The organism is Kitasatospora sp. NPDC058032, assembly GCF_042885845.1.
Classification (GTDB): domain Bacteria; phylum Actinomycetota; class Actinomycetes; order Streptomycetales; family Streptomycetaceae; genus Kitasatospora.
In genome coordinates, this window is record NZ_JBHVRK010000005.1 from 405,566 (window position 1) to 431,953 (window position 26,388).

The following is a 26,388-nucleotide window of genomic DNA, read 5'->3' on the forward strand; positions in this document are numbered from 1 at the left end:
ATCGCCACCGCCCCCTCCGGCCCGGCACCGCCGGCGACACCCGTACCCACCGACACCCGCACGCCGCACCCGCGCACCGCACCGCACCGCACCCGAACACACCCGCACACCCGCACACCCGCATCCCAGGCCCGCCACGCGAAGGAGGAGAGCATGCGCATCACCGGCGACCACGCGGCGCTGGCCATCGAAGGCCGCCTCGACGTGCGCACCGCCGCCGACGCGCGCGCCCGGCTGCACCAGGCCGTCGACGGCGGGCTCGGCGATCTCGTCCTCGACCTCGCCCGGCTGGAGTTCTGGGACGCCACCGGCCTCGGCGTGATCATGGGGACCCACCGCCGGGCCGGGCGGATCGGCCGCCGCCTGGTGCTCCGCTCCGTCCCCGCGCAGCTCCAGCGCCTGCTGGTGGCCACCCGGCTGCACCGCATCCTCGCCGTCGAGGGCGTCACCGCCGACGCCCGCGGCGCCACCCTCCCCGCGCTCTGACCACCCGGCGGCCCGGGGCCCCGGGCCGCTGACCGCGCGACGCTGCGCGGGTGGGCACGGATGTGCGAGAGTCTGGCGTCAGGACACGGCCGCCCGGCCCGCCCTTGCCGGGCGCGCGGCGGCCGGTCGGGGTTGACGGCGCGAGCGTGGGGCGGAGCAGAACGTGGCACAGCCAACCGGTGACTTCCGGCAGGAGTCCGTGCGCACCCGGAGCGGTGAACTGGTCTCCGGGGGACTGCTGGTGACCGTCGGCGGCCCCGAGGGCTCCGAGGTACGCCCCTGCCCCGAGGAATGGCGCCCCCGGCCCCGTCCCGTCGCCCCCGGTGCGCCCGCCCGCGGCCCGGCCGGCGACGCCGGCCGCCAGGTCGGCCCGCTCGCCCTCGGCGCCGGGCCCGCCGACCTGCCGCTGCTCGACCGCGAGGACGACGTCGCCCAACTGCTCGCCCAGCTCGCCGAAGGCCGGTCGATACGCCTGGTCGGCCAGGCCGGCTCCGGCCGCAGCGCCCTGCTGTCCGCCGTCGCCGCGGCGGCCGGCGGACTCGCCCCCGGTGGCGTGGTGCAGCTCTGCGGCCACCGCCGCACCGCCGCCGACCTGCTCCAGGACCTCTTCGCGGCGACCCACCACGCCCCCGGCTTCCGCCCCGACCCCGGCCGGCTCGTCGAACACCTCGCCCGGGTCGGCGCGATCGTCGTCATCGACGAGGTGGTGCCCACCGGCGCCGAACTGGAGGCGCTGCTCGGTGCCGCCCCCGACTGCGCGTTCCTGATCTCCGCCGCCCCCGACAGCCCGCTGCTCCCGGCGGACTCCCGGCTCCGGGACCACCTGGTCGCCGGCCTCTCCCGGCCGGCCTGCCTGGCCCTCGCCGCCCGGCTGGCCGGGCGGCCGCTGGACGCCGCCGAGAAGGCATGGGCGGTGGACCTCTGGTTCGAGTCCGAGGGACTGCCACTGCGCTTCGTCCAGGCCGCCGCCCTGCTGCGCCAGCGGGACATCGCGGTGGACGCCCTGGTGGCCGCCGAGGAGGACCGGATGGACGTCTTCGGCGCGGTGGAGGAGCCCGTCCACCACTCCGATCCGGCGGTCCGCGAGGCCGCGCTGCGCGGCACCGTGCCACTGCCCTCGGTCGCCGAGTCCACGCTGCCCGCCGTCCGGCTCGCCGAGGGGCTGAGCGAGACCGCGCAGGCCGTGCTGCGGCTCGCCGTGGCGCTCGGCGGCGAATGCCCGACCGCCCCGCACCTTCCCGCGCTGATCGACGTCGGCCAGGGCGAGAGCGCGCTCGCCGAACTCGCCGACGCCGGGCTCGCCGTCTCGATCGGCGGCCACCACCGGCTCACCGCCGGGGCGCTGGAACTGCTCGCCCCGCACTGGCCGGCCCGCGGCAGCGCCGACGGCGCCGCCCAGCACTTCGCCTGGTGGGTCGGCCACTCCTCGGTCTCGCTGCCGCAGATCGCCGCCGAGGCCGAGGTGGTGATCGGCGTCCTGCTCGCCGACCGGGCCGCCGGGCGGCACGACGCGGTGCTGAGGCTGGCCCGGGCCGCGGCCCCCGCGCTGGCGCTGGCGCTGCGCTGGGGGGCCTGGGAGCGCGCCCTGCAGCTCGGCCTGGAGGCCGCCCGGCACACCGGTGCCCGGGCCGACGAGGCCTGGTTCCGCCACGAGCTGGGCGTGTACGCCGTCTGCGTCCATGAACCCGGCCGGGCCATCGCCGAGTTGGAGGCCGCGCTGGCGTTGCGCGGTGCGCTCGGCGAGCGGCGCGGTGCGGCCGGGGCGCGCCGGATGCTGGACCTGCTGCGGGCCGAGGGCCGGCAGCTGCCGCCCGCCGCGCCGGCCAAGGCGGCTCCGGCCCGTCGGCCCGGGCTGCGGGCCATCGCCCGGGTGCCGCTGCGGCTGGGGAGCCGGCGCACGGCGATCGCCGCCTCGGCGGCGGTCCTGGCACTGGGGGTGCTCGGCACGGCGGTCGGGATGACCGTGGCCGGCGAGGACAAGGGCAACGATCCGCACAGCAGCAGCAGCAGCGACGACGGCTCGGTGCTGCCGGGTGCGGGCAGCTCGCCGCGCTCCGGCGCGCCGCGACCCTCGGCCTCCTCGCCCTCCCCGTCGGCCGCGCCGACCACCGACCTGCCCTCGGACGGGGTTGCCGCGGCGGCCTCCGGGGAGCCCGACGACGAGCCCGCGCCGAGCGGCGCGGCCACCGCCTCGCGGACGCCGTCCGGCTCGCCGTCGGCCTCGACGTCGGCGTCGAAGCGGCCGAGCCGTTCGCCGAGCCCGGGGGAGAGCAGCACGGCCGCCTCCTCCCAGCCCCCCGCCCCGAACCCGCCGCAGCCCCCCGCGGGCGGCACCGCCGGTTCCGGTGGCGGGACGGGCGGTGCGGGCGCGGCCGGCGGCTCCGGCACCTCGGGCGGCTCCGGCGGCTCCACGTCGGGCGGGACGAGCGGGGGCGGCGCCGGGGGCGTCACTCAGCCGACCGGCGGGACCACGCCGTCCGCCCCGCCGAGCACATCGCCCGCGCAGACCGCCACGCCCTCGCCGCCGACGACGACGCCGTCGGACTCGCCGAGTCCGACGGCGTCCGCGACGTCCCCGTCGCCGAGCGGCACCTGACCGCTCAGAACAGCTTCAGCTTGTCGTCGTCGATGCCGCGCAGCTCGTCGTAGTCCAGCACCACGCAGCCGATGCCGCGGTCGGTGGCCAGCACCCGCGCCTGCGGCTTGATCTCCTGGGCGGCGAAGACGCCCTTCACCGGCGCCAGCAGCGGGTCCCGGTTGAGCAGCTCCAGGTACCGGGTGAGCTGTTCCACACCGTCGATCTCGCCGCGGCGCTTGATCTCGACGGCGACCGTCGTACCGTCCGCGTCGCGGCACAGGATGTCCACCGGGCCGATCGCGGTCGGGTACTCGCGGCGGATCAGCGACCAGCCGCTGCCGAGCACCTCCATCCGGTCGGCGAGCAGCTCCTGGAGGTGGGCCTCGACGCCGTCCTTGATCAGGCCGGGATCCACGCCGAGTTCGTGCGAGGAGTCGTGCAGCACCTCCTCCAGCGTGATGATGAGCTTCTCGCCGGCCTTGTTCTCCACCGTCCAGACCCCGTCGGCCTCCTTGAGGGCGCACGGCGGGGACATCCAGTTGAGCGGCTTGTAGGCGCGGTCGTCGGCGTGGATGCTGACGCTGCCGTCGGCCTTGACCAGGATGAGCCTGGTGGCGGAGGGCAGATGGGCGGAGAGCCGACCGGCATAGTCGACTGAGCAGCGGGCAATTACGAGACGCACGGTCGACCACGCTAGCCCACCGGGGCCAGTTGATGCGATTCCACGACGAGCGGGTGAAGAATCCACGAACCCCGCCACGATGGATGCCCTGCGATCCTCGAAAGCCCGTCGGCACCCTGGCGGCCACCATGATAGGCCGCTACGGTGTGTGACGGACTGCTTGCGGGAGCGCTGTCAACGGGGATGGAGACTTCAGATGAACGATCCGACGGGATCTGGCCAATGTGGTGCACACGGGCGCATTCCCGGAGCAATCCGCAGGAATGACCGGCCTGGCCCGTCGTTGACTGCCACGCTGTTCTGAGCGGCCGGCGCCCTCGACCGACGTCCCTCGAAAGGTCTGCGGCGCCCCCGCGTCGGCGCGGTGCCGGAAACCCGGCCGTCCGGCGGCGTCACACCCGTCCGACGGTGCCCCGGACACACACGCGTCCCACCCTCACCCTCAGCTTGGACTACGCATCACCACCCGGGCGTCGCGCGGGTGGACCGCGAGAGGAGAACCCATGTCGCTCGACGTCTCACCGGCCCTGTTGGACAAGGCCGAGCGGGACGAGGTCGACGAGCGGGAGTTCGTCGACTGCGTCCGCGTCTCCCTGCCGTACGCCTGGGACCTGATCAGCTCACTGGTCGCCCAGGCGAAGGTCGACGGCACCGACTTCGCCGACAACCAGGTACCGCCGCCCAGTGAGCAGGCCCGCGGCCAGCTCCTGCGGGCACTCGCCAGCAATGCGATCCGGGGTGCCCTGGAGCGGCACTTCGGTGTTCAGCTGGCCTTCCAGAACTGTCACCGGGTGGCGGTCTTCGTGCCGTCCTCCGCCAACAAGAAGCGGTACGAACGCTTCACATCGGTCCGCGCACAGCTGCTCAACCAGTCCGAGGAACTCCGCGACTGCTGATCTCAGCCCAACTGCGGCAGGACCTCGGAGCCGAGCCGGGCGATGTTGTGCAGGGTCGCCTCCCGGTCGCCACTGCCCTCGGCGAGCAGGGCGAAGCGGCGGATGCCGGTCCGCTCGGCGGTGGCCAGCAGCCGGTCCGCACACTGCCTCGGCGTCCCGACCGCGTGCAGGTCGCAGAGCAGCTCGGTGTACTGGCGCGGGTCGCGCATCTTGCGTTCCCGGCCGTCCACCGTGCGGTGCGCGCCGAGCCCGAACTCGAACCAGCCGGGCATCGCACGGAGCAGAGTGGCCCGGGCCGCCGAGGTGCGGTCGTCGACCTGGGCCACCCCGGCCGCGACGTGTCGGCGGGCGACCCGGCGCAGCTGTTCCTCGCCGCGTCCGGCCGCCAGCCAGGCGGAACGATACAGCTCCAGCATGCGCAGCTTGTCGTCGTCGCCGGAGTGCATGCCGAGCAGCATCGGCAGGCCGCGCTCGGCGGCGGTGCGGACCCCGCCGGGTGAGGTGCAGGCGACCACCACGGGCGGTCCGGCCGGCGGGCGGCCGGCGGTGGTGAGCTGCTCGTCGGCGGGACCGTCGGCGTCCTGGCGCTGACGGGGGAAGCGCAGCACGCCGGCGCCGGTCCGGTCGGCGAGGCCCAGCCAGGCGCCGAGGTCCGGGCGGCGGGGAGGTTCGGTGGCCCGGGGCACCACGGCCACCTCGGGGAAGCTGAACTGCGGTCCGGCCGCGCCCACCCGGGAGCCGCGCAGCCAGCGCAGCAGCAGGTCGAGCCGCTCCGGGAAGCCCTCCTCGAAGGCGTCCACGCCGCTGCCGAAGACGTCCAGGTCGATCCACGGGCCGCCGCGCCCCACCCCGAGCGTGAAGCGTCCGCCGGAGGTGAGGTGGAGCAGGGCGGCCTGTTCGCCGAGCGCCACCGGGTGGGTGGTGGAGAGCACGCTGACCGCCGTGCCGATGCCGATCCGCGCGGTCCGGCCCAGTAGCAGCGCGGCCAGCGTGGCGGCGTTCGGGCAGACGCCGTACGGGACGAAGTGGTGCTCGGCCAGCCATACGCTGTCCAGCCCCGCCTGTTCGGCCTCGACGGCGGCCCGCACGGTGCGGTCCAGCGCCTCGCCGTGGGTCTGGCCGGGGAACTGTGCGGAGAGCAGGAAGGCGCCGACCCGGACCGGTGCGGTGTCCGCGGTGGCGGCGCTCGCGCCCTGGGCCGCCGGTAGCGGGGTCGCCGGGGTGGTGGCGACGGCCGTGGCGGTGCTCGTTCTGGTCATTTCTGAGGCCTCCTCGGGTGCGCGCAGGGTCTGCGGGCCCCGCCTGTCCCCTCGTGAGTAGCCCATGTCATGTGCCAATGGCACACCGGAGCACCGATTTACCGGAGAAACGGGTGGATCTCATGGGAAACACCCGATCATCCTCCGATGCCGTGATAGTGGCCCGGTCGGGTGGCGCCCGGCCGTAGGCTGGAACGGTTCCCGCAACTCGTAGAGAGGTAGCCGCCGTGTCGCCCCGACGCAACCGGATCAAGACCGCCGCCGACCGCGACCAGGCCGAGCCGGCCGCACCGCTGGGTGGCTCGATGCGCCGGACCGAGAACTACCAGGGCGACGACTGGGTGGTCCAGACGGTCGCCGGGACGGCCGGCCGGCACTACCGATGCCCGGGCTGCGACCAGGAGATCCCGTCCGGCACGGGCCACATCGTGGCCTGGCCGATGCACGGCGCCGGGGTGGACGACCGACGGCACTGGCACCGGGCCTGCTGGGGCGCGCGGGAGCGCCGGGCCTCGAACCTGCTCCGCGGCCGCGGCGCTCCCCGGTACTGACCCGCCCCGGGCTCAGGCGTCGCGCTTCTTCAGCACCAGCGCCCCGCCGACCAGCGCGGCGAGCGTCCAGGCCAGGCAGATGGCGAAGCCCGCCCACGGCCCGTACGGCTGGTCGTGCTGCTCGTAGACCAGCAGCATCCGGGAGCCGGCGTAGTCCGGGAAGTAGTGGGCGACGGTCTTGGCGCCGGGCACCGCCGAGAGGATCGGCGAGAGCAGGAAGAAGAACGGCACCAGCACGCCCAGCGCCAGGGTCTGGTTGTGCAGCATCGCGGTGACGCCGGCCGAGAAGAGGCAGAGCATCGTGAGGTAGAGCGCGGCGCCGAACACCGCGCGCAGCACGTTCGGTTCGCCGAGCGAGGTGGAGTGCTCGCCGAGCAGTGCCTGGCCGGTGAAGAAGGTGAGGAAGGCCGTCACCAGCGAGACGGCCAGCGCCAGGGTGCCGAGCACCACGGCCTTGCCGGTGAGCAGGGTGCCGCGCTGCGGGACGGCGGCCAGGGTGACCCGGATCATGCCGCTGCTGTACTCGTTGCCGATGGCCAGCACGCCGAAGACGATGATGGCCAGCTCGCCCAGCATGATGCCGGCGAAGGACGTGCCGGTGGCGTCGAACGGGGAGTTGTCGCTGCGGAACTCCTCGAAGTTGTTGTTGGTGAGCAGCGACAGCAGGGCGCCGATGCCGAGGGTGACCACGAAGGTCAGCGCGAGGGTCCAGACCGTCGAGCGGACGCTGCGGATCTTGGTCCACTCGGAGCGCAGGACCGCGGGGAAGGACGCCATCTCAGTTCTCCTCCGTGCCGGGGGAGGCGGGCTGTCCGGCCCGGCCGCCCTTCCAGTTCGCGCCCCAGGCGCCCGGTGCTCCCGCTGCGTCCTGTGCGGCGGGTGTGCCGGGCGCGGCGGGTGTGCCGTCCGGGCCGTGCACCGGCCCGGAGCCGGCGTGGTACTCGACCGCGTCGGCCGTCATCTGCATGAACGCCTCCTCCAGCGAGGCCTGCTGCGGGCTCAGCTCGTGCAGCACCACGGCGTGCGCGGCGGCCAGCTCGCCGAGCGCGGCGAGGTCGCCGTCGACCACCTCGAACGAGCCGTCCGGCCCGGGTTCGTGCCGCAGCCCGGCGCCGGCCAGGGCGTCGAGCAGCCGCTCGGGCTGCGGGCTGCGCAGCCGGACGGCGGAGCGGGAGTTGCGGCGGATGAACTCGGACATCGGCAGGTCGGCGAGCAGCCGGCCCTTGCCGATGACCACCAGGTGGTCGGCGGTGACGGCCATCTCGCTCATCAGGTGGGAGGAGACGAAGACGGTGCGGCCCTCGGAGGCGAGGCGCTTCATGAGGTTGCGGATCCAGAGGATGCCCTCCGGGTCGAGGCCGTTGACCGGTTCGTCGAACATCACGATCTCCGGGTCGCCGAGCAGCGCGCTGGCGATGCCGAGCCGCTGGCCCATGCCGAGCGAGAAGCCGCGGGCGCGCTTGCGGGCGACCGGGGTGAGGCCGACCAGGGCGAGCACCTCGTCCACCCGGCGCTCGGGGATCCGGTTGCTCTGGGCGAGCCAGAGCAGGTGGTCGCGGGCGGTGCGGCCGGGGTGGACGGCCTTGGCCTCCAGCAACGCGCCGATGTACTTGAGCGGTTCGCTGAGTTGTCCGTATCTCTTGCCGTCGATGGTGACGCGGCCGCCGGTGGGGCGGTCGAGGTCGAGGATCATGCGCATGGTGGTGGACTTGCCGGCGCCGTTGGGCCCGAGGAACCCGGTGACCACCCCCTCCGGGACCTTGAAGCTCAGCCGGTCCACGGCCAGCGTCCTGCCGTAGCGTTTGGTCAGGTCGTGCAACTCGATCATGGGAGCTCCCTCACTCTCCGTCAGACTATGACAATGCGGACAAGGCGGCCTGCTGAGTGGGCCCGCCGGGCGCACCGGAATACGGTGGCCCCATGACCCAGCTCCCCTCCGCAGTGTCGGTCCGCGAGAGCGGCACCGGAACACCCCTCGTGCTGCTGCACGCCTTTCCGCTCAACGCCGCCATGTGGTCCGCCCAACTGGACGAGCTGCCCGGCCCGGGCGGGGACCGGGCCCGGGTGATCGCACCCGACCAGCGCGGCTTCGGCGCCGCCGGGCTGGGCTCCGAGGAACCCTCGCTGGAGGCCGTCGCCGACGACGTCGCCCGGCTGCTGGACGCCGCGGGGATCGACCGGGCGGTGCTCGGCGGGCTCTCCATGGGCGGGTACGTGGCGATGGCCTTCGCCGAGCGGCACCCGGACCGGCTGGCCGGCCTGCTGCTGGCCAATACCAAGGCCACCGCCGACCCGGAGGCCGCCAGGACGAACCGGGAGCGGATCGCCTCCGCCGTGCTGGCCCGCGACAGCGTCCGGCTGCTGCTCGACGAGCGGGTGGCCAACGGTCAGCTGGCCCCGGGCTCGCAGCACCTGGTCGGCCGGGTGCAGGAACTGGTCGAGGCCGCCCCGCCGGCCGCCGTCGCCTGGGCGCAGCGGGCCATGGCGGCCCGGCCGGAGCGCCTCGACGTGCTGGCCGGGCTGCGGGTGCCGGCCGCCGTGGTGGCGGGCGCCGAGGACGCGCTGATGCCGCTCACCGAGGCGGAGCTGATGGTGGAGGCCCTGCCGGACGCGGAGCTGACGGTGCTTCCCGGCGTGGGCCACCTGAGCGCGATCGAGGCGCCGGAGGCGTTCGACGCGGTGGCGCTGCGCCTGCTGGAGCGGGTGGCGGCGGGATGAGGGAGGAGCGGGCGGAGACCGGCGGCTGGGACTTCTCCGCGCTGGAGGTGACCGGCCGGATGCCGCTGACCAATCGGGGCGAGGGGCTGCTCGAACTGACCCTGGAACCGCTGGGCGAGGACTACTGGATGCGCCCGGGGGAGACGTTCATCGTCACCTCGTACGGCGACTACGGCCCCGGGCACCCCTTCGAGGTGCAGTACTGGCCGGACTCGGTGTCGGTCTGGTGCACCTCGTGGTTCGGGACGGTCTCGGACGACGAGGGCAACCAGCTGAGCTGCGGGCACCAGCGCCCGGACGGCGCCTACCCGCGCTGAGGAAAGGGGACGGCCCCCGCCCTGGGAGGGCGGGGGCCGTCGGGGCCTGCGGGCCGCGTCAGCGCGACTGCTGGGCGGGAACGCCCATGGTGTCGTCGTTCGGCAGCGAGGCGGCGGCCACGGCCGCACCGGTCAGCGTCGCCAGCATCTCGCGGACGTTGGTCAGCTGGGCGTTGATGCTGTCGCGGCGGTTGGTGAGCGCCGCCAGCTCGCGCTCGGATTCGCTGCGGATGCGGTCGGCCTTGGCGTTGGCGTCGGCCACGATGTCCTCGGACTGGCGCTGGGCCGTCTCGACGGTCTGGCGGGCGCGGCGCTCGGCGTCGGTCCGCAGCTTCTCGGCCTCCAGGCGGAGCTGCTCGGCGCGGTGCTCGATCTCGGCCAGCCGCTTCTCGGCCTTGGCCTGACGGGCGGCCAGGTCGCGCTCGGACTGCTCGCGGCGCTTGGCCAGGTTGGTCTCGAACTCCAGCGCGGCCTGGGCGGCCTTGGTGCGGGTCTCCTCGAAGAGGGCGTCCGCCTCCTCGCGCTTGTTCTGGGCGTCCTTGTTGGCCTCGGCACGCAGCTGGGCGGCGTCGCTCTTGGCCTTGTCGACGATCCGCAGACCCTCGTCCTCCGCCTTGGCCTTGCGGTCCTTGGCGTAGTTCTCGGCCTCGGTGCGGACCTGCTGGGCAGCCGCCTCGGCGAGCTCGCGGTGCTGCTCGGCGGCGCGGTGCGCCTCCTCGCGCAGGTCCTTGGCCTCCTCCTCGGCGAGCCGCAGGATCTTCTCGACCCGGGCACCGAGACCGGCGTACGACGGCTCCGCCTCGGCGACCGCCGCCTGGGCGGTCTGGGTCTCCAGGTGGAGCTCCTCGATGCGCTTCTCGAGGGCGCTGATCCGGGTCAAGGCACTGTCACGGTCGGCCACCAGCTTGGTGATCCGCTCGTCGACCTGGGCGCGCTCGTACCCACGGCGCACCAGGTCGAAGCCGTGAGGGGAGTGACTGTCGCTCATGGGGTTCTGGGCTTCCTGTCGTCAAACCGCTGAGGTGGTTGAGGGAATCCTGACACGGTACCGGAGTGTCGGCGACGAAACGCCGTTGTCCCGCGGACAATGTCCGCTCAATCGGGTGGTGCGCTCTTGGAGCGATTGCCGCCCGACCGGGGAGAGCCAATTCCGGCACCCGCCTTGGCCCCCCCGTCCTTCTTGGTGGTGCTTCCCCCGTTGGCCTGTGCGACCGGTGACGGAGCCTCGAAGGCCTCCAGGGCGGACAGCACGTCCTGCACCCTGGAGATCTCCGTGTTGATGTCCTTGCGGCGGCGCACCAGTTCGTCCAGCTCGCGCCGGCCCTCGTCGGTGGCCCGCTGCGCCTCGGCCCGTGCCTCGGCGAGCAGCCGCTCGGCCTCCGCCTTCGCCAGCCCGACCTGCTCGTCGGCGGCCCGGTCGGCGGCCCGCAGCCGCTTCTCGGCCTCGGCCGACGCCGACTCCAGCCGCTCCTCCGCCTCGTCCTGAGCGGACTTCAGCTTGGCCTCGGCCTTGATGATCAGGGCCTCGGCGCGGTCGGTGGAGCTGGCGAGCTTGGTCTCGGCCTCCTTGAGCAGGCCCTCCGCCTTGCGGACGGCCTGCAGCCGGACCTTGCTGGCCTCGGTGGACGCCTCCGAGGTCAGCTCATTGGCCCGGTCCTCGGCGGCCGCGACCAGCGCCGCGGCGCGGTCCTCGGCCTCGGCGACGGTGGCCACCGCCTGCTCCTCGGCCTCGGTCAGCTGCTCCTGGGCGGCCGTCACCAGTGCGTCCACCCGCTCGCCGGCCGACTTCATGGCCTGCGCGTTCTCCTTGCGGGCGCGCTCGTGCAGGGCCTCCACCTCGGCGTCGGTGCGCTCGCGCAGCTCCTCGGCGCGCTCGCGGATCGCGGTGGCGTCCCGGCGGGCCTCGGAGAGCAGCGCGTCGGCGTCGGACCGGCCCTTCTCGACGGCCTCCTGCCCGGCGGCCTCGCCGGCCACGACCAGCCGGTCGGCCTCCTTGCGGGCGGCGGCGACCATCGCGTCCGCCTGCTCCTCGGCGGCGGCCGTGGTGGCCAGCGCGGTGGTCCGGGCGTCCTCGCCGAGCGCCTCGGCGTCCGCGAAGGCCTTCTCCAGTACGGACGTGGCCCGCTCGCGGGTGGCCTTGTCGAACTGCTCGGCGGTCTCCCGGACCTCGGCGTCGTAGGCGTCGGCGCGGCCGTGGGTGGCCGTGTCGTACTCGTCGGCGAGGGTGCGGGTGGCGAGCGCGTACTCCTCGGCCTCGGCGCGCAGGGCGGCGGCGAACTCCTCCGCCTCGGCGACGGTGGCGGCGGCCCGGTCCTCGCCGGCGGCCACCGTCCGGGCGGCCCACTGCTCGGAGTCGGCGCGCTGCTGCTCGGCGGTCTCCTGGGCGGCGCGCAGGGTGTCCTCGGCCTCGGCGCGCAGCTGCTCGTCGTAGGCCTTCGCCTCGGCGAACTGACGGGCCAGCTCGGCCTCGGCGGCCTCGCGGTCGGCGGCCAGTTCCAGCTCGGTCTGCTCGCGCAGGGCGGTCGTCTCGGCGGCGGTCCGGGCCCGCAGGTCGGCGGTCTCGTGCTCGGCCGTCTCGCGCAGCCGGGCGACCTCCTGCTCGGCGGTGTCACGTTGCTCGGCGGTCTCGCGGTCGGCCAGCGCCCGCAGCTCGGTGGTCTCCCGGTCGGCGGTGTCGCGCACCTCGGCGGCGGCCCGCTCGGCCTGCTCGCGCAGCTCCTCGACGTCCCGCTCGGCGGTGGCGCGGAGTTCGGCGATCTGCTGGGAGGCGGTCTCGTGCAGCCCGGCCACCGACTGGCGGACCTCGGCGGCCTCCTCCTCGGCGGCCTCGACCAGCGCGGCGGCCTCGGTCCGGCCGGCCTCGACCAGCTCCTCGCCGTCGCGCCGGGCCTGCTCCAGCTCCTCGCCGGCCTCGGTGCGGATCGCCGCGGCGGTGGCGCGGGCCTCGGACAGCTCACGGCCGGCCTCGGCGCGGACCGTCCCGGCCTGCTCCTCGGCGAGCGACAGGTCGGCGGCGCCCCGCTCGCGCAGCTCCTTGGCGGCGGTCTCGGCGTTGGTGCGGAGCCGCTCGGCGGTGGCCTCGGCGGCTTCGCGGACGGCGGTGGCCTCGGCGGTGGTGCGTTCGGTCAGCTCGGTGGCGGCGGTTTCGGCGTCGGTGCGGACGCGTTCGGCGTGGGTGTCGGCGGCTTCGCGGACGGCGGCGGTCTCGGCGGTGGTGCGTTCGGTCAGCTCGGTGGCGGCGGTTTCGGCTTCGGCGCGGCGCTGTTCGGCGGCGGTTTCGGCGGCTTCGAGGGTGCGTTCGGCCTCGGCCTTCAGGCGCGCGGTTTCGGCGGTGGTGCGTTCGGTGAGTTCGGTGGCGGCGGTTTCGGCGTCGGTGCGGACGCGTTCGGCGTGGGTGTCGGCGGCTTCGCGGACGGCGGCCGTCTCCGCGGCGGTGCGCTCGGTCAGCTCCGCCGCGGCGCTCTCGGCCTGCTCGCGCGCGGCCGTGGCCGCGGACAGCTGCTCGGCGGTCTCCTCGCGCTCCCGGAGCAGCCCGGCGGAGGCCTCCGCGCGCTCGCGCCGGCTCTCCTCGCGCAGCGCCTCGGCGGCGGCCTCGGACTCGGCCCGGGCCCGGGCGGCCTCGGCGTCGGCCTCGGTGCGCACCCGCTCGGCGTCGGCCACCGCGGCGTCGCGCACGGCGTTCGCCTCGGCCTGCGCGTCGGCCCGCACCGCTTCGGCGGCGGCCGTCGCCTCGGCGCGCACCTGCTGGTCGAACTCGGTTGCCCCGCGCCGCAGTTCGGCGGTCTCGCGCTCGGCGGCGGACCGGTTCTCGGCGGCCGCGGCCTTGGCGGCGGTGAGCGCGTCCCGGCCCTGCTGCTCGGCCGTGGCGGTGGTCTTCGCGGCCTCGGCGCGGGCCCGTTCCAGGGTCTGCTCGGCCCGGCCCTGGGTCTCGGCGGCCTGCTCCTTGGCCTGCTCGCGCAGCCGCTCGATCTCGGCGGCGGCGCCGGCGCGCAGGTCGTCCGCGTCGGCCTTGGCCTTGGTGAGCAGTTCCTCGGCGCTCTTGGCCGACTCCTCGATCTGCAGCACCGCCTGGCGGCGGGCCTCGCCACGCACCCGGTCGGCCTCGGCGGCGGCCTGCGAGCGCAGCTCCTCCGCCTCGGCGCGCAGCCGGGCGGCCTCGTCCTGCATCTCCTGGATCCGCTCGCGCACGGCGGCGGCGTCGTCCAGGGCGGCGTTCTGGGCGGCCTCGACGGCGGCCTGCGCCTGCTCGCGCAGCCGCTCCGCCTCGGCGGCGGCCTCGGCGCGGATCCGCTCGGCCTCGGTGGTGGCACCGGTGCGGGCGGCCTCGGCGTCGCGGCCGGCCCGGTCGAGCATCTCCTCGGCGGACTTCGCGGCCTTGGCCAGCTGGGCGGCGGCCTCCATGGCCCCGGCCGCCCGGCCGGCCTCCTCGGCCTCGCCGCGCAGCTGCTCGGCGGCGGCCCCGGCCTGCGCCCGCAGCTCGGCGACATCCCGGTCGGCCCGGGCGCGCAGCTCGGCGATCGCGGCCTCGGCCTCGGCGCGCAGCTGTCCGGCCACCGACTCGGCGGTGGCGCGCAGCCGCTCGCTCTCCTCGGCGGCGGCGGCCTTGGCGGCGTCCGCCTCGGCCTGCTTGGTGGCGGCCTCGGCGCGGATCGCGTCGGCCTCCTTGGTGGCCTGGGCGACCATCCGGGCCACCTCGGCGCGGGCGGTCTGCGAGCGCTGCTCGCTGGCGGCCTCGCCGTCGGCGACCTTCCGCTCGGCGGCGGCCTCGGCATCGGCCTGCAGCTGTTCGGCGGCGGCCTCCGCGTGCGAGCGCAGCTCGGCGGCCTCCTGCCGGGCCCGCTCGGCCTCGGCGACGGCCTCGGCGCGCAGCCGTGCTATCTCCGCCTGGGCGTGGCCGAGCTCCTGCTGGGCGCGGGCCTGCTCGGCGGCCGCGGCCTCCTTGAGCCGGCCGATCTCGGCGCGGGCGGCGGCCAGCTGCTGCTCGGCGGCGGCGTGCGCGGCGGCGAGCTGCTGCTGGGCCTCGCCACGGGCGGCGTCCACGTCCGCGGCGGCCTGGGCGCCGGCCTGCTGGGCCTGCTCGGAGGCGGCCCGCAGCAGGCGCTCGGCGTCGCTCTGGGCGCGCTGGAGGGCGGCCGAGGCGGCGGCCTGGGCCTCGCCGCGGGCGGCGTCGACGTCGGCGGCGGTCTGGGCGCGGGCCTGGTCGGAGAGCGCGGCGGCCTCGGCGCGGGCGGCGGCCATCATCCGCTCGGACTCGGCGCGGGCCTCCTGGAGCAGGCGCTGGGCCTCCTGCTCGGTGCCGGCCCGGGTCTGCTCGGCCCAGTTGACGTTCTCGTTGACGTGCTGTTCGGCGCTGCGCCGCAGCTCGGCGAGCTCCTCCTCCAGCTGGCGGCGGCGTGCGGCCAGCTCGGCCTCCAGCCGGGCGGTGCGCTCGGCGGCCTCGGCCATGATCCGCTGGGTGGCGGCCTGGGAGTCGCGCAGCTGGCGCTCGGCGTCGGCACGCAGCTGCTGGGCCTGCATCTCGGCGGTGCGGAGCATCTGCTCGGCCTGGCCGGACACGGCGTCGAAGGCGCGCGGCTGGGCGAGCATGCGGCGGGACTCGTGCAGCTTGGCCCGGAGCACCTCCACCTGGTAGGCGAGGTCCTCGGCATGCTCGACTGACTTGTCCCGCTCCTTCCGAGTCCGATCCATCTCGGCCTCGAACTGGGAGAGGTGATCGTCAACCTCGTAGCGGTCGTAGCCCCGCACTCCGCGGTCCCATCCATCTCCTGGTCGCGTCCTCGACCCGGCCGGTCCGTGCTCCCGTTGTCCGGGCACCGGTCCGACTGGTCCTTGCATCCGCGGCCGTCCGGACGCCCCTGCCTAGTCGGGGACGCCCGCCGCGGTCGTCGGAGTCCGGGGCGGGAGCGCGGTCGATCCGCGTTCCCCCGTCCGGGTGGACTCCTGGGCGAACTCTTGCCTTGTGGAGAATGGTGACAGATCCGTCTTGCGACTGCTCAGCCGTGCCCGCGTAATGGACTCCCCTGCGACGGGCCTCCCACCGGGGCGGACGGGCCTGTCTTCGGCCGTGCTCGTCGTCCCCGTCCCCCGGAGTCTTCGCGCACCTGGGCATTGTAGTGGGAGCGTCTTGCGGGGGAATGGTCGCGTGGGGGTTTTCCGGGTTGCCCGGTGAGGTTACTGACGGGTCATGAGGGTGGCGGGGCGGCGGACGGCCGGGCGCCGCCCCGCGACGGCGGCGGTTCTCAGTGCGCGTCGGGCCCGGCGGCGGTGACCAGCTCGGTCAGCACCCCGCCGCAGTCCTTGGGGTGCAGGAAGGTGATCCGCGAGCCCATCGAGCCGGTGCGCGGCTGGTCGTAGAGGACCCGCACGCCCTTGGCCCGGATCTCCTCCGAGTCGGTGTCGACGTCGGCGGTGCCGAAGGCGATGTGGTGGACGCCCTCGCCGTTCTTCGCCAGCCACTTGCCGACCGGGGAGTCCTCGCGGATCGGCTCCAGCAGCTGGAGGTACGACGCGCCGCCGTCCCCGGTGTCGTTGATCTTGAGCATGGCCTCCCGGACGCCCTGCTCCTCGTTGACCTCGCTGTGGAACACCTCGAAGCCGTAGGTGGCGCGGTAGAACTCGACGGTCTTGTCGAGATCGCGGCAGGCGATGCCGATGTGGTCGATGCGGGTGAGCACGGGGGCCTCCGGTCCGGGACGGGTGCGACGGGACGGCAACAGTGCAGCGCATGCCGGACGTCGGCGCCAGCGATCGGGGTGCGAGTCTGCTCACACGGGCCGGGCGGCAGGGTTCACCCGGATCGACGCGGCACGGTGTTGACTGGATGGTGCCAGTGCGCTCGATCACATCTTGGGTCCGGTGACGGGCGGGTACCAGGTCAGTACATTGAGCGGAATCCTCCACCTGGCCACGACGTGCGAAGGGGCTCGTCCCATGACCAACACCACCTCAGTGATCGTCGCCGGGGCGCGCACCCCGATGGGCCGGCTGCTCGGCTCCCTCAAGGGCTTCTCCGGTGCCGAACTCGGCGGCTTCGCGATCAGGGCGGCGCTGGAGCGGGCCGGCATCACCGGTGACCAGGTCCAGTACGTGATCATGGGCCAGGTCCTGCAGGCCGGCGCCGGCCAGATCCCCGCCCGCCAGGCCGCCGTCAAGGCCGGGATCCCGATGAACGTCCCGGCGCTCACCATCAACAAGGTCTGTCTCTCCGGCCTCGACGCCATCGCGCTGGCCGACCAGCTGATCCGGGCCGGCGAGTTCGACGTCGTGGTGGCCGGCGGCCAGGAGTCCATGACCAACGCCCCGCACCTGCTGCCGAAGTCCCGCGAGGGCTACAAGTACGGCGCGATCGAGCTGCTCGACGCGATGGCGCACGACGGCCTGACCGACGCCTACGAGAACATCCCGATGGGCGAGTCCACCGAGAAGCACAACACCCGCCTCGGCATCCCGCGCGAGGTCCAGGACGAGATCGCCGCCGCCTCGCACCAGCGGGCCGCCAAGGCCCAGGCCGACGGCGTCTTCGACGCCGAGATCGTCCCGGTGGAGATCCCGCAGCGCAAGGGCGAGCCGGTCCTGTTCAGCCAGGACGAGGGCATCCGCGCCGACACCACCGCGGAGGGCCTGGCCAAGCTGCGCCCGGCCTTCACCAAGGACGGCACCATCACCGCCGGCACCTCCTCGCAGATCTCGGACGGCGCCGCCGCGGTGGTCGTGATGAGCAAGGCCAAGGCCGAGGAGCTGGGCCTGAGCTGGATCGCCGAGATCGGCGCGCACGGCAACGTCGCAGGCCCGGACAACTCGCTGCAGTCGCAGCCGTCCAACGCGATCAGGCACGCGGTCGCCAAGGAGGGCATCACGGTCGAGGACCTCGACCTGATCGAGATCAACGAGGCCTTCGCCGCCGTCGCCTTCCAGTCCACCAAGGACCTCGGCGTCTCCTCGGAGATCGTCAACGTCAACGGCGGCGCGATCGCGCTCGGCCACCCGATCGGCATGTCCGGCGCCCGCGTGGTGCTGCACCTGGCGCTGGAGCTGCAGCGCCGCGGCGGCGGCGTCGGCGCGGCCGCGCTGTGCGGCGGCGGCGGCCAGGGCGACGCGCTGATCGTCCGGGTGCCCAAGGCCTGACCGGAGTACCGACCGACTCACAACGGGGCTGCGGACCACCACAAGTGGTCCGCGGCCCTTCGGCGCAAGGAGCAGCTACCGATGATCGATGTGCCGACCCTGGTCGAGCAGGCCCGGCAGGGCCGTCCGCGGGCGGTCGCCCGCCTGATCTCGCTGGTCGAGAACGCCGCGCCCGAGCTGCGCGAGGTGATGGCCGCGCTGGCGCCGTACACCGGGCACGCCTACACGGTGGGCCTGACCGGCTCGCCGGGCGTGGGCAAGTCCACCTCCACCTCGGCGCTGGTCTCCGCCTACCGGCGGCTGGGCAAGCGGGTCGGCGTGCTGGCGGTCGACCCGTCCTCGCCGTTCTCCGGCGGCGCGCTGCTCGGCGACCGGGTCCGGATGCAGGACCACGCCACCGACCCGGAGGTGTTCATCCGCTCGATGGCCACCCGCGGCCACCTCGGCGGACTCTCCTGGGCGGCCCCGCAGGCGCTGCGGGTGCTGGACGCGGCCGGCTGCGACGTCATCCTCGTGGAGACGGTCGGCGTCGGCCAGTCCGAGGTGGAGATCGCCGCGCAGGCCGACACCACGGTGGTGCTGCTCGCCCCCGGCATGGGCGACGGCATCCAGGCCGCCAAGGCCGGGATCCTGGAGATCGGCGACGTGTTCGTGGTCAACAAGGCCGACCGGGACGGCGCCGACGCCACCGCCCGGGAGCTCAACCACATGCTGGGCCTGGGCGAGGCCCGGGACGCGGGGGACTGGCGCCCGCCGATCGTGAAGACGGTCGCGGCCCGCGGCGAGGGCGTCGACGAGGTGGTCGAGGCGCTGGAGAAGCACCGCGCCTGGCTGGACGAGCACGGCGAGCTGGCCGTGCGGCGCCGTCGCCGGGCCGCCGACGAGATCGAGGCGATCGCGCTGGCCGCGCTGCGCGCCCGGATCGGCGACCTGCACGGCGACCGGCAGCTGGCCGGTCTCGCGGAGCGGGTGGTGACCGGCGAGCTGGACCCGTACGGCGCGGCCGACCGGCTGGTGGCGGGCCTGACCGCGTCCTGACCGCGCCCTGACCGCCGGGGGGAGGCCGGCCACCGGCCGGCCTCCCGCGCGTCAGGACCGGGCCAGCAGCCGGCGCGGGTCCTCCAGCAGGTGGGCGGTGTCGGCCAGCACCCGCGCGCCGAGCTCGCCGTCGACCAGACGGTGGTCGAAGGAGAGCGCGAGCGTGGTGACCTGCCGGGGCCGGACCTCGCCCTTGTGCACCCAGGGACGCTCCCGGACCGCGCCGAAGGCCAGGATCGCGGCCTCCCCGGGGTTGAGGATCGGGGTGCCGGTGTCAACGCCGAAGGTGCCGATGTTGGTGATCGTCACGGTGCCGCCGGTCAGCGCGGCGGGCGTGGTGCGCCCGGCCCGGGCGGTCGTGACCAGCGCGTCCAGTTCCTCGGCGAGCCTGCGCAGGGTCAGTCGGCCGGCGTCCTTGACGTTCGGTACCAGCAGGCCGCGCGGGGTGGCCGCGGCGATGCCGAGGTTGATCCGGCCGTACTGGACGATCTCTTGCGCGTCCTCGTCCCAGGAGGCGTTGATCTCCGGGTGCCGGGCGATCGCGGCGAGCAGGGCCCGGCAGACCAGCAGCAGGACGTTGACCCGCACGCCGGACAGCTCGGGATCCTCGCGCAGGGCCGTGACCAGCCGCATCGTCCGGGTGACGTCGACGGTGACGAACTCGGTGGCGTGCGGGGCGGTGAAGGCGCTGGCCACCATGGCCCGCGCGGTGGCCCGGCGGACGCCCTCGACCGGGATCCGGCGGTCCTGCGGGCCGTCCTCCGGGGCGGGTGCCGCCGCCGCGGCGGGACGGGCGGCGGCGAGCACGTCGTCCCGGGTGATCACGCCGTCCGGGCCGGTGGGCGGGACGGCGGCGAGGTCCACGCCGTGGTCCCGGGCCAGCTTGCGGACCGGCGGCTTGGCCAGGGGCAGGGCCGACGGCGCGGGCGCGGGACCGGGCGCGGGACCGGCGGGCGGCGCGGGCGCGGGCACGGCCGCGGTGGCGGCGGGCGTGGGTGCGGCCGGCACGGGCCGCTGCCGGCGGCGGGCCGGCTCGGCGGCGCCGTAGCCGACCAGGTTGGGCTCCCGGGCGGGCGTCGTGGCCTCCCGGTCGGCGCCGGTGTCCACGGTGATGATCACCGCGCCGACGTCCACCGTCGTGCCCTCGGGGAAGCGCAGCTCGTGCACCACCCCGTCGTAGGGGATCGGCAGCTCGACGGCGGCCTTGGCGGTCTCCACCTCGCAGACCACCATCCCGTCGTGCACCGGGGTGCCGGGCGAGACGTGCCACTGGAGGATCTGTGCGTCGGTCAGCCCCTCGCCCACATCGGGCAGGACGAACTCACGAATGCGGCTGGTCACGGGTTCCTCGGGGTGCTCGGATGAGGGGGTCAGAAGGAGAGGGACCGGTCGATCGCGTCCAGGACGCGGTCCGGCGTCGGCAGGTACTCCTCCTCCAGCCGCGCCGGCGGGTACGGGGCGTGGTAGCCGCCGACCCGCAGCACGGGTGCCTGGAGGTGGTAGAAGCAGTCCCGGGTGATCCGGGCGGCGATCTCCGCGCCGGCCCCGAAGAAGACCGGCGCCTCGTGCACGACCACCAGCCGGCCGGTGCGCCGGACCGACTCGGCGAGCGTGTCGGTGTCCAGCGGGGAGACCGAGCGCAGGTCCACCACCTCGACGCTCCGCCCCTCCGCCGCCGCCTCCTCGGCCACCTCCAGGCAGGTGCCGACGGTCGGGCCGTACCCGGCCAGGGTGATGTCCCGGCCCGGGCGGCGGACGACGGCCGCGTGCAGCGGGTGCGGTGCGGCGGCGGTGTCCACCGGGCCCTGCTGGTAGTACCGGCGCTTCGGCTCGAAGTAGATCACCGGGTCGTTCCCGGCGATGGCCTGACGGAGCATCCAGTAGGCGTCCTCGGGAGTGGACGGGGAGACCACCTTGAGCCCGGCGATGTGCGCGAACAGCGCCTCGGGGGACTCGCTGTGGTGCTCCACCGCGCCGATGCCGCCGCCGTAGGGGATCCGGATGACGACCGGGAGCGCGAGCGCGCCCCCCGAGCGGGCCCGCAGCTTGGCGAGCTGGGTGACGATCTGGTCGTAGGCGGGGAAGACGAAGCCGTCGAACTGGATCTCCAGGACCGGGCGCCAGCCGCGCAGGGCCAGACCGATCGCGGTGCCGACGATGCCGGACTCGGCGAGCGGGGTGTCCAGCACCCGGCGGTCGCCGAAGTCCTTGTGCAGGCCCTCGGTGATCCGGAAGACGCCGCCGAGCGGGCCGATGTCCTCGCCCATCAGGACGACCTTCGGGTCCGCCTCCATGGCGTGCCGCAGGGCGGTGTTGATCGCCCGTCCGAGGCTCAGCACGGTCGGGTCGGTCCCGGTGTCGGTGCGCCCGGGTGTCATGGCGGCCATGTCAGCGGCCCTCCGCTCCGGCGAACGACGCCTGGTAGGCGCGGAACTCGGCGCGCTCCTCGTCGACGAGCGCGTGTCCGTCCGCGTAGATGTGGTCGAAGATGGCCTCCGGTTCCGGATCGGCCATGGTGCGCACCCCCTGGCGCACCCGCAGTGCGGCGGCCTCGGCGGCCTCGTCGACACCGGCGAGGAAGGCCTCGTCGGCGAGGCCCTCGCGCTCCAGGTGGGCGCGGAGCCGGGCGATCGGGTCGCGGCGGGTCCACGCGTCGACCTCGGCCGCGTCCCGGTAGCGGGTGGGGTCGTCGGAGGTGGTGTGGGCGCCCATGCGGTAGGTGTAGGCCTCGATCAACATCGGGCCCCGGCCGGTCCGGGCCCGCTCCAGGGCGGCCCGGGTGACCGCGAGGCAGGCGAGCACGTCGTTGCCGTCGACCCGCACGCCCGGGAAGCCGAAGCCGGCGGCCCGCTGATGGATCGGTACCCGGGTCTGCCGGTGGTTGGGTTCGGAGATCGCCCACTGGTTGTTCTGGCAGAAGAAGACCACGGGGGCGTCGTAGACGGCGGCGTAGTTGAACGCCTCGCTGACGTCGCCCTGGCTGGTGGCGCCGTCACCGAAGCAGACCAGCACGGCGCTCCCGGCGTCCTCCAGGGCGGCGCCCATCGCGTAGCCGGTGGCGTGCAGCGTCTGGGAGCCGATCACCAGGGTGTAGAGGTGGAAGTTGTGCTCGGCCGAGCGCCACCCGCCGTTGCTGACGCCGCGGAACAGGGCGAACAGCTTCAGGGGGTCGAGTCCGCGGCCGAGCGCGAGGCCGTGGTCGCGGTAGCTCGGGAAGACGTGGTCGTCGTCGGCGAGCGCGTGGGCGGCGCCGACCTGGGCGGCCTCCTGGCCGAGCAGCGAGGGCCACAGGGCGAGTTCGCCCTGGCGCTGGAGGGTGACGCCCTCGGCGTCGATCCGCCGGGCGACCGCCATGTCGCGGTAGAGCGCGCGCAGCAGGTCGGGCCCGGCGTCGAGCCGGTAGTCGGGGTGGGCCACGCGGCGGCCGTCCGGGGTCAGCAGCTGGACCTGGTCGGGAGCGGTGGGCGGGATGGGATGTACCACGGTGCTACTCCGGGGTTTCGTCGTTCGCGGGGCCGTGGTCAGGCGTGGAGCGCGGCGGGCGTCGTCGTCCGGCCGGGGACCTGGTACAGGGAGAGGTCTCCGTGGCCGGGGGCCTGGTCGAGCGTCGGGTCGGAGACGAGGATCGCCTGCTGGAGGGCGCGCACCCGGGGCGACGGCTCGAGGCCGATCTCGTCCACCAGGGTGGTGCGCATCCGGCGGTACACGTCCAGGGCGATCGGCCGCCGGCCGGCCCGGTAGAGCGCCAGCATGTACTGGGCCTGCAGGCTCTCGTGGTACGGGTGGCTGATCGACAGCGCGGCCAGGTCGCCGAGCACCTCGTGGTGGCGGCCCAGGCGGAGGTAGGCCTCGACCCGGTGTTCGACCGCGGCCAGTCGGCACTCCTCCAGCCGGGCCCGTTCGGCCTCCAGCAGGCGGCCGACGTTGACGTCGGCGAAGGCCGGGCCGCGCCACAGGGTGAGCGCCCGGTCGAGGACGGAGGCCGCCTCGTGCTCGCGCCCCTCGGCGAGCAGGTGGCGACCGCGGGTGGTGAGCGTCTGGAAGACCTCCAGGTCGAGGGTGCGCCCGCCGGCCTGGAAGAGGTAGCCGCCGGCCCGGGTGACCAGGACCTCCTTGGCCGTCGTGTGGTCGGCGAGGTCGAGTGCGGTCACCAGCGCCTTGCGCAGCTGCAGCACGTAGGTCTGCAGCGTGGTCATCGCGCTGACCGGCGGTTCGCTGCCCCACAGCTCGGCCATCAGCGCCGAGAGCGGGACGATCTGGCCGCCGTGGGCCAGCAGGAGCGCGAGCAGTTTGCGCGGCTTGGGCGCCACCTGCTCGAAGGCACACTCGTCTGTCTTGACCGACAGTGGCCCAAGAACACGAATATCCATCTTTCCCCCGTGGATCTGTTAAAAAATCAAATTCTCTCGTCGAGCCCCCGAGATATCCGGCGCACCCCCGCCGTGCCGTCGAGCGAGCGCCAAGATATGGCGGAGTATCGCAATCCGGATTGGTTAACCAGCGTACGGTAGGCGGCTTCCGGTGGCGGGAGCTCCCTATGTGATCTCGATCACGATGGGGCGAAGGAGTCAATTCTTGGACATTTCGGAGCCGTCCTGTAATTTCCCGAATCCTCCTTCCAGTAGGCCTCCAGTGGTGCTCAAGGTGTCGGTCGCAGGCTTGTTGGCGTCGGCACGGAGCGTCCGGTGCCGGGGTGTCGCGATTGCATGTACGCGACAGTGTTCAGGTGGAGGAGTACGGGGAAATTGACCAGGAAAGTGGCAATAACGGGAATAGGTGTGGTGGCCCCCGGTGGGGTCGGAACAAAGGCGTTCTGGCAGCTGCTCACCGATGGCCGGACCGCGACGCGTACCATCTCTTCATTCGACGCCTCACCCTTCCGCTCCCGGGTCGCCGCCGAATGCGACTTCGACCCGGCCGTGCACGGACTCTCCCCCCAGGAGGTCCGCCGGCTCGACCGCGCCGGGCAGTTCGCCCTGGTATCGGCCCGGGAGGCGATCGCCGACAGCGGGCTCGAGGTCGAGGGGCTCGACACCCACCGGATCGGGGTCTCGCTCGGCAACGCCGTCGGCTGCCCGACCAAGCTGGAGCAGGAGTACGTCGTCACCAGCGACGGCGGCCGGCACTGGGAGGTCGACCACCGCTACACCGTGCCGTACCTGTTCGACTACCTGGCGCCCAGCTCGATGGCGGCCGAACTCGCCTGGGACGTCGCGGCCGAGGGACCGGCGGCGATGATCTCCACCGGCTGCACCTCCGGGCTCGACTCGGTCGGCTACGCCGCCGACCTGATCCGCGAGGGCCGCGTGGACGTCATGCTGGCCGGCGGCACCGAGGCGCCGATCTCGCCGATCTCGGTGGCCTGCTTCGATGTCATCAAGGCGACCACGCCCCGCAACGACGACCCCGAGCACGCCTCCCGGCCGTTCGACATCAGCCGGAACGGGCTGGTGCTGGCCGAGGGCGCCGCGGTCTTCGTCCTGGAGGAGCTGGAGCACGCCCGCAAGCGCGGCGCCCACGTGTACGCGGTGATCGGCGGGTACGCCACCCGCTCCAACGCGTTCACCATGACCGGTCTGCGCCCGGACGGCCGGGAGATGGCCGAGGCCATCCGGGTCGCCCTGGACGAGGCGCGGATGGACGGCGACCGGATCGACTACATCAACGCCCACGGCTCCAGCACCAAGCAGAACGACCGGCACGAGACCGCCGCGTTCAAGCGTGCCCTCGGTGACCACGCCTACCGGACCCCGGTCTCCTCCATCAAGTCGATGATCGGGCACTCGCTCGGCGCGATCGGCTCGATCGAGATCGCGGCCTGCGCGCTCGCCATCGAGCACAACGTCGTACCGCCCACGGCCAACCTGCACCAACCGGACCCGCAGTGCGACCTGGACTACGTGCCGCTGACCGCCCGGGACCACCGCACCGACGTCGCGCTCACCGTGGGCAGCGGCTTCGGCGGCTTCCAGAGCGCGATGGTGCTCGCCCGCCCCGGGGCGGTGGCCGCATGAGCGCGACCGTCATCACCGGCATCGGCGTCGTCGCGCCGAACGGTCTCGGCACCGAGGCCTACTGGTCGGCCACCCTGGCCGGCACCAGCGGCATCGCCGAACTGACCCGCTTCGACGCCTCCGAGTACCCCGTCCGGCTGGCCGGCGAGGTACCGGGCTTCGAGCCGGCCGAGCACCTGCCGAGCCGCCTGCTGCCGCAGACCGACCACATGACCCGGCTGGCGCTGGCCGCCGCCGACTGGGCGCTGCGGGACGCCGAGGCCGATCCGGCCGCGCTCGGCGAGTACCGGGCCGGCGTGGTCACCTCCGCCACCCTCGGCGGCTTCGAGTTCGGCCAGCGCGAGCTCCAGCACCTGTGGAGCCAGGGCCCGGGCTTCGTCAGCGCCTACCAGTCCTTCGCCTGGTTCTACGCGGTGAACACCGGCCAGATCTCCATCCGCAACGACCTGCGCGGCCCCTCCGGCGTCCTGGTCTCCGACCAGGCCGGTGGCCTGGACGCGATGGCGCACGCCCGCCGGGGCATCCGCAAGGGCCACCCGATGATGGTCACCGGCGGCGTGGACAGCGCGCTGTGCCCGTACGCCTGGACGCCCCGGATGGGCACCGGCGAGATGACCACCGTCGCCGAGGCGGACCGCGCCTACCTGCCGTTCGACGAGGCCGCCAGCGGCTACGTGGCCGGCGAGGGCGGCGCCATCCTGATCGCCGAGGACGCCGAGTCGGCCAGGGCCCGCGGTGTCGAGCGGCCCTACGGGGAGATCGCCGGCTACGGCTCCACCTTCGACCCGCCCCGGGGCAGCGGCCGCCCGCGCGGCCTGGCCCGGGCGATCCGGCTCGCGCTGGACGAGGCCGGGCTGGAACCCGGCCGGATCGACGTGGTCTTCGCCGACGCGGACGGCCGACCGCAGGAGGACGCCGACGAGGCGGCCGCGCTCAACGAGGTCTTCGGCACCGGCGGCGTCGCCGTGACCGCACCGAAGACCATGACCGGGCGGCTCGGCGCCGGCGGCGCCCCGCTGGACGTGGCCGCCGCGCTGCTGTCGATCCGGGACGGCCTCGTACCGCCCACCGTCAACCTCACCAGCCCGCGGCACGGCCTCGACCTCGTCCTCGGCGAGGCCCGGTCCATGCCGGTGGAGGCCGCGCTGGTGCTGGCCCGCGGCCGGCACGGCTTCAACTCCGCGATGGTCGTCCGCGCCTGCGCCTGACGACCCCCGGGGCGGGGGCGCCCCCCGTGCCCCCGCCCCCGCTTCCTCCCCACCGAGCTCCATCGAGCACCACCGAACAGAGAGTGAGCAGACCCATGAGCCGCATCACCATCGAGGACCTGACCCGGATCATGCGCGAGTGCGCGGGCGAGGACGAGGCGGTCGACCTCGACGGCGACATCGCCGACACCCCGTTCGAGGAGCTCGGCTACGACTCCCTCGCGCTGCTGGAGGCCGTCGCCCGCGTCGAGCGCGAGTACGGCGTGAAGCTCGCCGACGACCTCGCCGGCACCGCGGAGACCCCGCGCCAGTTCGTCGACCTGGTCAACGACGCCGTACCGGCGGCCGTCTGACCGGCCCGGCCGCGGGCGCCCACCCTCGCCGCCCGCACGGAGAAGCGGGGGGGGCCCCCCCGCCCGCGCGGCGGCCCGGGGCGGGGGGCGCGGCCCCGCCGCCCCCCCCCCCCCCCCCCGGGGCGGGGGGCGGCGCGGGGGGGGGGGGGGCGGCGGCGGCGCAG

Annotated in this window: 22 protein-coding genes; 11 read left to right on the forward strand and 11 right to left on the reverse strand. The window is 74.5% G+C overall.

Translation table 11 applies throughout. The features are described 5' to 3' along the window. Positions 1-153: 153 nt before the first annotated feature. Positions 154-486: an STAS domain-containing protein gene (locus ACFVUH_RS11825; protein ID WP_387912705.1), complete on the forward strand. Its 333-nt coding sequence runs from the start codon at positions 154-156 to the stop codon at positions 484-486. A 163-nt stretch (positions 487-649) separates the two neighbouring features. Continuing rightward, positions 650-3,082: an ATP-binding protein gene (locus ACFVUH_RS11830; RefSeq protein WP_387912707.1), complete on the forward strand. Its 2,433-nt coding sequence runs from the start codon at positions 650-652 to the stop codon at positions 3,080-3,082. A 4-nt stretch (positions 3,083-3,086) separates the two neighbouring features. On the opposite strand, the gene nucS is transcribed toward ACFVUH_RS11830, so the two are convergent. Then, positions 3,087-3,746 (reverse strand): endonuclease NucS, encoded by a 660-nt coding sequence (gene nucS / locus ACFVUH_RS11835; RefSeq protein WP_350575981.1) that lies wholly within the window; start codon positions 3,744-3,746, stop codon positions 3,087-3,089. Positions 3,747-4,249: 503 nt separating this feature from the next. Between nucS and ACFVUH_RS11840 the strand changes: the two genes are divergently transcribed. Then, a complete protein-coding gene (locus tag ACFVUH_RS11840; protein WP_355371360.1) occupies positions 4,250-4,642 on the forward strand; it encodes an SCO5389 family protein in 393 nt (130 codons plus the stop codon). Between the two features lie 2 nt (positions 4,643-4,644). Here ACFVUH_RS11840 and ACFVUH_RS11845 read toward each other — a convergent pair whose 3' ends face one another. Then, positions 4,645-5,901, reverse strand: a complete 1,257-nt coding sequence (locus ACFVUH_RS11845; protein WP_387912709.1) for an LLM class flavin-dependent oxidoreductase — start codon at positions 5,899-5,901, stop codon at positions 4,645-4,647. Positions 5,902-6,128: 227 nt separating this feature from the next. Between ACFVUH_RS11845 and ACFVUH_RS11850 the strand changes: the two genes are divergently transcribed. Continuing rightward, entirely contained in the window at positions 6,129-6,452 is a 324-nt protein-coding gene (locus ACFVUH_RS11850) for an ATP/GTP-binding protein (protein WP_355371366.1), read from the forward strand. A 12-nt stretch (positions 6,453-6,464) separates the two neighbouring features. Here ACFVUH_RS11850 and ACFVUH_RS11855 read toward each other — a convergent pair whose 3' ends face one another. Next, entirely contained in the window at positions 6,465-7,229 is a 765-nt protein-coding gene (locus ACFVUH_RS11855) for an ABC transporter permease subunit (protein ID WP_355371369.1), read from the reverse strand. A gap of 1 nt (position 7,230) precedes the next feature. Then, positions 7,231-8,280: an ABC transporter ATP-binding protein gene (locus ACFVUH_RS11860; RefSeq protein ID WP_355371372.1), complete on the reverse strand. Its 1,050-nt coding sequence runs from the start codon at positions 8,278-8,280 to the stop codon at positions 7,231-7,233. A gap of 92 nt (positions 8,281-8,372) precedes the next feature. Here ACFVUH_RS11860 and ACFVUH_RS11865 point away from each other — a divergent pair, with 92 nt between their 5' ends. Both ACFVUH_RS11865 and ACFVUH_RS11870 read left to right on the forward strand, forming a co-directional pair. Next, a complete protein-coding gene (locus tag ACFVUH_RS11865) occupies positions 8,373-9,170 on the forward strand; it encodes an alpha/beta hydrolase (RefSeq protein ID WP_355371375.1) in 798 nt (265 codons plus the stop codon). After that, positions 9,167-9,487 (forward strand): hypothetical protein, encoded by a 321-nt coding sequence (locus tag ACFVUH_RS11870; protein ID WP_355371377.1) that lies wholly within the window; start codon positions 9,167-9,169, stop codon positions 9,485-9,487. The genes ACFVUH_RS11865 and ACFVUH_RS11870 overlap by 4 nt, the downstream gene beginning before the upstream one ends. 58 nt (positions 9,488-9,545) lie before the next feature. Here the strand turns inward: ACFVUH_RS11870 and ACFVUH_RS11875 are convergent, their stop codons facing one another. The 3 genes from ACFVUH_RS11875 to mce all read right to left on the reverse strand — a co-directional run bounded on the left by ACFVUH_RS11875 (position 9,546) and on the right by mce (position 16,161). Next, positions 9,546-10,475, reverse strand: coding sequence for a cellulose-binding protein (locus ACFVUH_RS11875; RefSeq protein ID WP_344345574.1), 930 nt, complete (start codon positions 10,473-10,475; stop codon positions 9,546-9,548). A 107-nt stretch (positions 10,476-10,582) separates the two neighbouring features. After that, complete coding sequence (locus ACFVUH_RS11880) at positions 10,583-15,175, reverse strand: hypothetical protein (protein WP_387912712.1); 4,593 nt, start codon at positions 15,173-15,175, stop codon at positions 10,583-10,585. A 551-nt stretch (positions 15,176-15,726) separates the two neighbouring features. Beyond that, positions 15,727-16,161, reverse strand: coding sequence for a methylmalonyl-CoA epimerase (mce, locus tag ACFVUH_RS11885; RefSeq protein WP_355371384.1), 435 nt, complete (start codon positions 16,159-16,161; stop codon positions 15,727-15,729). Positions 16,162-16,417: 256 nt separating this feature from the next. Here mce and ACFVUH_RS11890 point away from each other — a divergent pair, with 256 nt between their 5' ends. Beyond that, positions 16,418-17,611: an acetyl-CoA C-acetyltransferase gene (locus ACFVUH_RS11890; protein ID WP_355371387.1), complete on the forward strand. Its 1,194-nt coding sequence runs from the start codon at positions 16,418-16,420 to the stop codon at positions 17,609-17,611. A gap of 81 nt (positions 17,612-17,692) precedes the next feature. Next, positions 17,693-18,649 carry a methylmalonyl Co-A mutase-associated GTPase MeaB gene (meaB, locus tag ACFVUH_RS11895; protein ID WP_387912713.1) on the forward strand — a complete coding sequence of 319 codons (957 nt, stop codon included), beginning with the start codon at positions 17,693-17,695 and terminating at the stop codon, positions 18,647-18,649. 51 nt (positions 18,650-18,700) lie between these two features. Here meaB and ACFVUH_RS11900 read toward each other — a convergent pair whose 3' ends face one another. Genes ACFVUH_RS11900 through ACFVUH_RS11915 form a run of 4 tightly spaced genes read right to left on the reverse strand, consistent with a single transcriptional unit; the run spans position 18,701 to position 22,959 of the window. Continuing rightward, on the reverse strand, positions 18,701-19,990 hold the full coding sequence (locus tag ACFVUH_RS11900) for a dihydrolipoamide acetyltransferase family protein (RefSeq protein ID WP_387912715.1): 1,290 nt from the start codon (positions 19,988-19,990) through the stop codon (positions 18,701-18,703). A gap of 29 nt (positions 19,991-20,019) precedes the next feature. Continuing rightward, positions 20,020-21,027, reverse strand: a complete 1,008-nt coding sequence (locus ACFVUH_RS11905; RefSeq protein WP_387912789.1) for an alpha-ketoacid dehydrogenase subunit beta — start codon at positions 21,025-21,027, stop codon at positions 20,020-20,022. Positions 21,028-21,037: 10 nt separating this feature from the next. Continuing rightward, on the reverse strand, positions 21,038-22,132 hold the full coding sequence (pdhA, locus tag ACFVUH_RS11910) for a pyruvate dehydrogenase (acetyl-transferring) E1 component subunit alpha (protein ID WP_387912717.1): 1,095 nt from the start codon (positions 22,130-22,132) through the stop codon (positions 21,038-21,040). A gap of 38 nt (positions 22,133-22,170) precedes the next feature. Next, positions 22,171-22,959 (reverse strand): BTAD domain-containing putative transcriptional regulator, encoded by a 789-nt coding sequence (locus ACFVUH_RS11915; protein ID WP_387912719.1) that lies wholly within the window; start codon positions 22,957-22,959, stop codon positions 22,171-22,173. 396 nt (positions 22,960-23,355) lie between these two features. Here ACFVUH_RS11915 and ACFVUH_RS11920 point away from each other — a divergent pair, with 396 nt between their 5' ends. The 3 genes from ACFVUH_RS11920 (at position 23,356) to ACFVUH_RS11930 (ending at position 26,224) form a co-directional block, all read left to right on the forward strand. Further along, on the forward strand, positions 23,356-24,663 hold the full coding sequence (locus ACFVUH_RS11920; RefSeq protein ID WP_387912721.1) for a beta-ketoacyl-[acyl-carrier-protein] synthase family protein: 1,308 nt from the start codon (positions 23,356-23,358) through the stop codon (positions 24,661-24,663). Continuing rightward, on the forward strand, positions 24,660-25,871 hold the full coding sequence (locus ACFVUH_RS11925) for a ketosynthase chain-length factor (protein ID WP_355371406.1): 1,212 nt from the start codon (positions 24,660-24,662) through the stop codon (positions 25,869-25,871). Before ACFVUH_RS11920 ends, ACFVUH_RS11925 begins: the two co-directional genes overlap by 4 nt. A 95-nt stretch (positions 25,872-25,966) precedes the next feature. Continuing rightward, the gene (locus ACFVUH_RS11930) at positions 25,967-26,224 is read left to right on the forward strand and encodes an acyl carrier protein (RefSeq protein WP_355371409.1); all 258 of its coding nucleotides are present in this window, start codon (positions 25,967-25,969) and stop codon (positions 26,222-26,224) included. The last annotated feature ends 164 nt before the right edge of the window (positions 26,225-26,388 follow it).

Coding starts and splice junctions, on each gene's coding strand:
- ACFVUH_RS11865 (WP_355371375.1), top strand. CDS start 8,373: ATGACCCAGCTCCCCTCCGCAGTGTCGGTCCGCGAGAGCGGCACCGGA.
- ACFVUH_RS11845 (WP_387912709.1), bottom strand. CDS start 5,901: ATGACCAGAACGAGCACCGCCACGGCCGTCGCCACCACCCCGGCGACC.
- ACFVUH_RS11925 (WP_355371406.1), top strand. CDS start 24,660: ATGAGCGCGACCGTCATCACCGGCATCGGCGTCGTCGCGCCGAACGGT.
- ACFVUH_RS11920 (WP_387912721.1), top strand. CDS start 23,356: ATGTACGCGACAGTGTTCAGGTGGAGGAGTACGGGGAAATTGACCAGG.
- ACFVUH_RS11870 (WP_355371377.1), top strand. CDS start 9,167: ATGAGGGAGGAGCGGGCGGAGACCGGCGGCTGGGACTTCTCCGCGCTG.
- ACFVUH_RS11825 (WP_387912705.1), top strand. CDS start 154: ATGCGCATCACCGGCGACCACGCGGCGCTGGCCATCGAAGGCCGCCTC.
- ACFVUH_RS11930 (WP_355371409.1), top strand. CDS start 25,967: ATGAGCCGCATCACCATCGAGGACCTGACCCGGATCATGCGCGAGTGC.
- meaB (WP_387912713.1), top strand. CDS start 17,693: ATGATCGATGTGCCGACCCTGGTCGAGCAGGCCCGGCAGGGCCGTCCG.
- ACFVUH_RS11860 (WP_355371372.1), bottom strand. CDS start 8,280: ATGATCGAGTTGCACGACCTGACCAAACGCTACGGCAGGACGCTGGCC.
- ACFVUH_RS11855 (WP_355371369.1), bottom strand. CDS start 7,229: ATGGCGTCCTTCCCCGCGGTCCTGCGCTCCGAGTGGACCAAGATCCGC.
- ACFVUH_RS11840 (WP_355371360.1), top strand. CDS start 4,250: ATGTCGCTCGACGTCTCACCGGCCCTGTTGGACAAGGCCGAGCGGGAC.
- ACFVUH_RS11875 (WP_344345574.1), bottom strand. CDS start 10,475: ATGAGCGACAGTCACTCCCCTCACGGCTTCGACCTGGTGCGCCGTGGG.
- ACFVUH_RS11905 (WP_387912789.1), bottom strand. CDS start 21,027: ATGACACCCGGGCGCACCGACACCGGGACCGACCCGACCGTGCTGAGC.
- ACFVUH_RS11880 (WP_387912712.1), bottom strand. CDS start 15,175: ATGGATCGGACTCGGAAGGAGCGGGACAAGTCAGTCGAGCATGCCGAG.
- ACFVUH_RS11890 (WP_355371387.1), top strand. CDS start 16,418: ATGACCAACACCACCTCAGTGATCGTCGCCGGGGCGCGCACCCCGATG.